This is a genomic window from Shewanella sp. 11B5 (assembly GCF_002836795.1).
In the GTDB taxonomy this organism is placed as follows: domain Bacteria; phylum Pseudomonadota; class Gammaproteobacteria; order Enterobacterales; family Shewanellaceae; genus Shewanella; species Shewanella frigidimarina.
This window is the reverse complement of record NZ_PJAP01000581.1, coordinates 1-4,123: the sequence shown is the minus strand read 5'-3', so window position 1 is coordinate 4,123 and position 4,123 is coordinate 1. Positions and strand designations below refer to the sequence as shown.

General features: G+C 41.7%; 4 protein-coding genes. 3 read left to right on the top strand and 1 reads right to left on the bottom strand.

Annotated elements, in window-relative coordinates; all coding sequences use genetic code 11:
* Positions 1-15 precede the first annotated feature (15 nt).
* Together CXF78_RS13530 and CXF78_RS13525 are read left to right on the top strand one after the other, a co-directional pair.
* Complete coding sequence (locus tag CXF78_RS13530) at positions 16-690, top strand: response regulator (protein ID WP_102037095.1); 675 nt, start codon at positions 16-18, stop codon at positions 688-690.
* Positions 681-2,033 (top strand): ATP-binding protein, encoded by a 1,353-nt coding sequence (locus CXF78_RS13525; protein WP_102037094.1) that lies wholly within the window; start codon positions 681-683, stop codon positions 2,031-2,033. The genes CXF78_RS13530 and CXF78_RS13525 overlap by 10 nt, the downstream gene beginning before the upstream one ends.
* Before the next feature lie 70 nt (positions 2,034-2,103).
* On the opposite strand, the gene CXF78_RS13520 is transcribed toward CXF78_RS13525, so the two are convergent.
* On the bottom strand, positions 2,104-2,799 hold the full coding sequence (locus CXF78_RS13520; protein ID WP_102037093.1) for a 2OG-Fe(II) oxygenase: 696 nt from the start codon (positions 2,797-2,799) through the stop codon (positions 2,104-2,106).
* A gap of 115 nt (positions 2,800-2,914) precedes the next feature.
* Between CXF78_RS13520 and CXF78_RS13515 the strand changes: the two genes are divergently transcribed.
* The coding region (locus CXF78_RS13515) for a cyclic di-GMP phosphodiesterase (RefSeq protein WP_102037092.1) at positions 2,915-4,123 on the top strand (1,209 nt) is incomplete at its 3' end.

The window sequence follows — 4,123 nt, the reverse complement described above, 5'->3', positions numbered from 1 at the left end:
TAACAAGGATGAATTATGCGCATATTGGTTATTGAAGACGACCCTCTTTTATCACACCATCTACTGGTGCAATTATCTGCTCAAGGTAATCAAGTGCAAGTGGCATTAACCGCAAAAGAAGGGTTTTATCAAGCCACTAATTATCCTATTGATGCTGCCATTATTGACTTGGGTTTGCCCGATCAAGATGGAATAAGTCTCATCAAAATGCTGCGTAATGCAGATGTTAAAGCGCCTATTCTAATTTTAACCGCTCGACTAACGTGGCAAGATAAAGTCGAAGGGCTCAATGCAGGTGCAGACGACTACTTAGTTAAACCATTTCAAAAAGAAGAACTCATCGCCAGACTTGACGCTATAGTGCGCCGCAGCAGTGGTTTTGTTCGCTCAACCATCACCAGCGGTGCACTGCAAATAGATGTTGCAGCAAAACAAGTAACACTAAATCAAACACCATTAGAGATCACTGCCTTTGAATACCTAATTCTGGAATACTTGATGCGTCATTGCCATGAGGTTGTCGCTAAACAGCGTTTACTGGATGTGGTCTATGCCGACAAAGAAGGCGACCCCAACACCATTGAAGTGATGGTCAGCCGATTAAGAAAGAAACTAGCTCAAGGTGGAATAGAACAGTCCATCATTACCCTTCGCGGCCAAGGATATAAATTTAATCACCCATGCGACTAATTTTACAACCTAAAAAACGCCTGCTTACAAGGATGTTCTTAACGTCCTTGAGTATTATCGCGTTAGTGGGATTTGGTCTGGCGTGGTTAATTACCCTACTTCATGCCCAAAACCGCTATAACCAAACCACCAGCGCTTTAATCGCCCAATTACCCATCATTGCCGCAGAGTTTCGCGAAAACAATTTAATCCCTATCACCCAAGCCCGTGAAGGTGATGACGTCGACACGCAATACATTATGGCTACCTGCAATAGTAGCTATAACACCTTATGGCGATCTGACTACGCTATCAGCTTAAACTTGAATAACATCTGTGAACAATATCTTGATATAAAAGATGATTTACCGCCTTTCTACCTCAACTTTAATGGCCAACAAAGCTACTTTGCTTACTTGCTCAGCATTGACGTTGAAACCGAAATGTATCATTTATTGATTTTGAAAGATGCCACTGCACTGAAAGCTGAACTCAATCAATTTAATCGACTTACTTATTTTAGATTGGCAATGGTAATGGCTATTGCACTACTGCTTTTAGTGAGTGCAGCTTACTGGGGAATGCGGCCGTTAACTCAGCTAAAACAAGAGTTATTGCAGCTACAACAAGGACGTAAAAAAAGCCTATCACAAGATTACCCCGTCGAATTACAAGGCATCACCACAGCGTTAAATCAACTTATGGACCAAACAGACCAACGTCAAACTCGCTATCAAAATGCCATGAACGACCTTGCTCACAGCTTAAAAACGCGTCTCGCCGCCAGTATTGCCATCATTGATGATGACTCATTAGATCGTCAGCAACAGCATCAAAAAATACTTGAACAAATAAACGACATGGATCATTTAGTACAATATCAACTTAAACGCGCCATGTTAGGCCAACAAGGTTTACGTCAGCAACAAACTGTTATCGCGCCGATTGCGCAACAACTTGCACAAATGCTCGATAAAATATATCGAGACAAACATGTCATATTCACCCTAAACATATCACCTTCATTGCAACTACCACTCAGCAAAGGCGACGTGATGGAGCTATTGGGTAATCTGCTGGAAAATGCATTTCGCTTATGTGGCAATAACGTCATGATCAGCACCGCTAGCCTCGATAACAATCTCATCCAACTCAGTGTGGAAGATGACGGCCCCGGCGTAGACAACGCCATTAAACAAAATATAATCCAGCGCGGTATGAGAGCCGACACTCAATCATCTGGGCAAGGAATTGGTCTAGCAGTATGCCATGAGCTCGTTAGCAGTTATGGCGGCACAATGACTATTGGTACTAGCGAGCTTGGAGGAGCAGCTTTTGTCATTCAGCTCCCCGCAACGGCATAAGCACGCAGCAACAAAGTCATCAATCAAATAAGCATATAAAGCCACAACTGGTTTTACTCAACAGTAATCACTAACTTAATGGTGCATAAAGTTGCTCGGCACGATTAAACATCGCCCAAGAAGTCGCAATATATTTATCGTGACTAATGGGCACATTGCCACGATGGCTATGAGTAAAACCCGCTGGAGCAATCACCATAGTGCCTTTTTTAGGGCTTATTTTACGTTGTTGATAATAAAACTCCGTTTCACCGCCCTCTTCAACGTCATTCAGGTAAAACATGTATAACACCACCCGATGAAGCGCTTCATTATGGCCATTCTGTGGAAACTGCTCTGAATGCCAATGCGGATATCCACCGACACCTTGCTGATAATGCTGCACATTAATCGTACCACTGCGGTACAAATACTTGGTTAATGCCGCCGCCCTTGGCCGACCTAACGCATCAAAATTATCAGGCGTTAACGTTTGTGGTTGACCATTTTCATCTGCTACTTGTACAGAAACCGCCCCCATTAACGTTAATGAGTATTGAGTAAAATAATCGCTAATATGGGTAAATGTCGACGCTAAGAGTTCATTTTTTAATTCGGCTAAATCATCAAAAGCATCTAACATTAAATCACGACTGCGCTTTTTCTCGGTATCTACACCAAAACCCGTATGACCAGGACCCACACTCGGATGCGTTTCAAATGCCGCAATTAAACGATCACATAAGTCATTACTTATCGCATTGGGATATACTTCAATAAAATCCATAGGGAGTAACTATTGTTAATAAATTTATAGTAGTATGCTGCCACGCAATTAAAGTGCCTGTAAAGGGCAATGCATAACATAGCTAATTGTTCTTCAAAGTAACTATCGATTGAATATGAAAAAAAACCAAAAAATCTCTGTAGAACAGTTAGAAGTGGGCACCTTTATCCGCTTGCCAATTTCCTGGAAAGACCACCCTTTCCTGTTTAGCAGTTTTAAAATTAAAGACGCTGCACAAATAGAACTCATCAAAGGCTTAGGTCTAAAAGATGTTTTTTTTGATCCCGAAAAAAGTGATGTTGAACCTGTAACGTCCGAGAATGCCAGCACCCAGAAACCCAACGAGCAGGCCCTCAACGCGCTAAAAGAACAAATGATTAGCCAGAAGTCGGCTAAAATCGATGAGCAACAAAAGCTCAAACGAGATTTAAAGAAAACTGAACAACAATTTAATCGTTCTGTGTCGATGATGCGTTCAATGGTGTCTAAAATCAGTAGCCGACCACTCAATGCGGTCAGTGAAGCGAAAGACCTCATCAGCAACATGACCACCATGTTACTCAATAGTGATAATTTAGCCTTACATTTAATGGGCGATGCTAAAAATGATGAGCATATTTATCACCATTCACTTAACGTCGCTATGTTATGTATGTTAATGGCAAAAGAGCTAGGTTGGAGCCGCGAAGAAGTTGAAACGATTGGTATTGGTGGGTTATTTCACGATATAGGTAAACTCAAAGTTCCAAGCAACATTCTCAACAAGCGAGTGCCGCTTACCACGCCAGAAGAAAACTTTATTAAACAGCACCCATTGATGAGCATTAACTTTCTTAAACTCGCTGACAGCTTTCCAGATGAAGCCAAACCGTTAATTGCTAATCATCACGAATATCTAGATGGCAGTGGCTACCCACAAGGGCTCAAAGCCGACAAATTAGACAAGCTGTCGCAGTTGATTGCCGTGGTTAACGAATACGACAATTTGTGTAATGGCACCAACCAAGCTAAAGGGAAACCACCCAGTATCGCCTTGGGGTTGCTGTATAAAAACTATAAAAACAAACTCAATGTTGAATATATTAGCAAGTTAATCAAAATGTTAGGTATTTATCCGCCTGGCAGTATTATTGAATTATCCAGTGGCCAATTTGCTATGGTTATGTCGGTAAACTTACAGAAGCTATTGTGCCCTAATATTGTGGTTTACGATCAACTGGTACCCAAAGATTTAGCCCCCATCATTAGTTTACAAGATGAAGGCTTGAGCATTGTACGCAGTCTACCCGCCGCTGCATTGCCAGAAAAAATCCATAAATACCTC

What these genes read in the sequence shown, in the direction of transcription:
- CXF78_RS13530 (WP_102037095.1), top strand. Translation starts at nt 16, where the DNA reads ATGCGCATATTGGTTATTGAAGACGACCCTCTTTTATCACACCATCTA.
- CXF78_RS13525 (WP_102037094.1), top strand. Translation starts at nt 681, where the DNA reads ATGCGACTAATTTTACAACCTAAAAAACGCCTGCTTACAAGGATGTTC.
- CXF78_RS13520 (WP_102037093.1), bottom strand. Translation starts at nt 2,799, where the DNA reads ATGGATTTTATTGAAGTATATCCCAATGCGATAAGTAATGACTTATGT.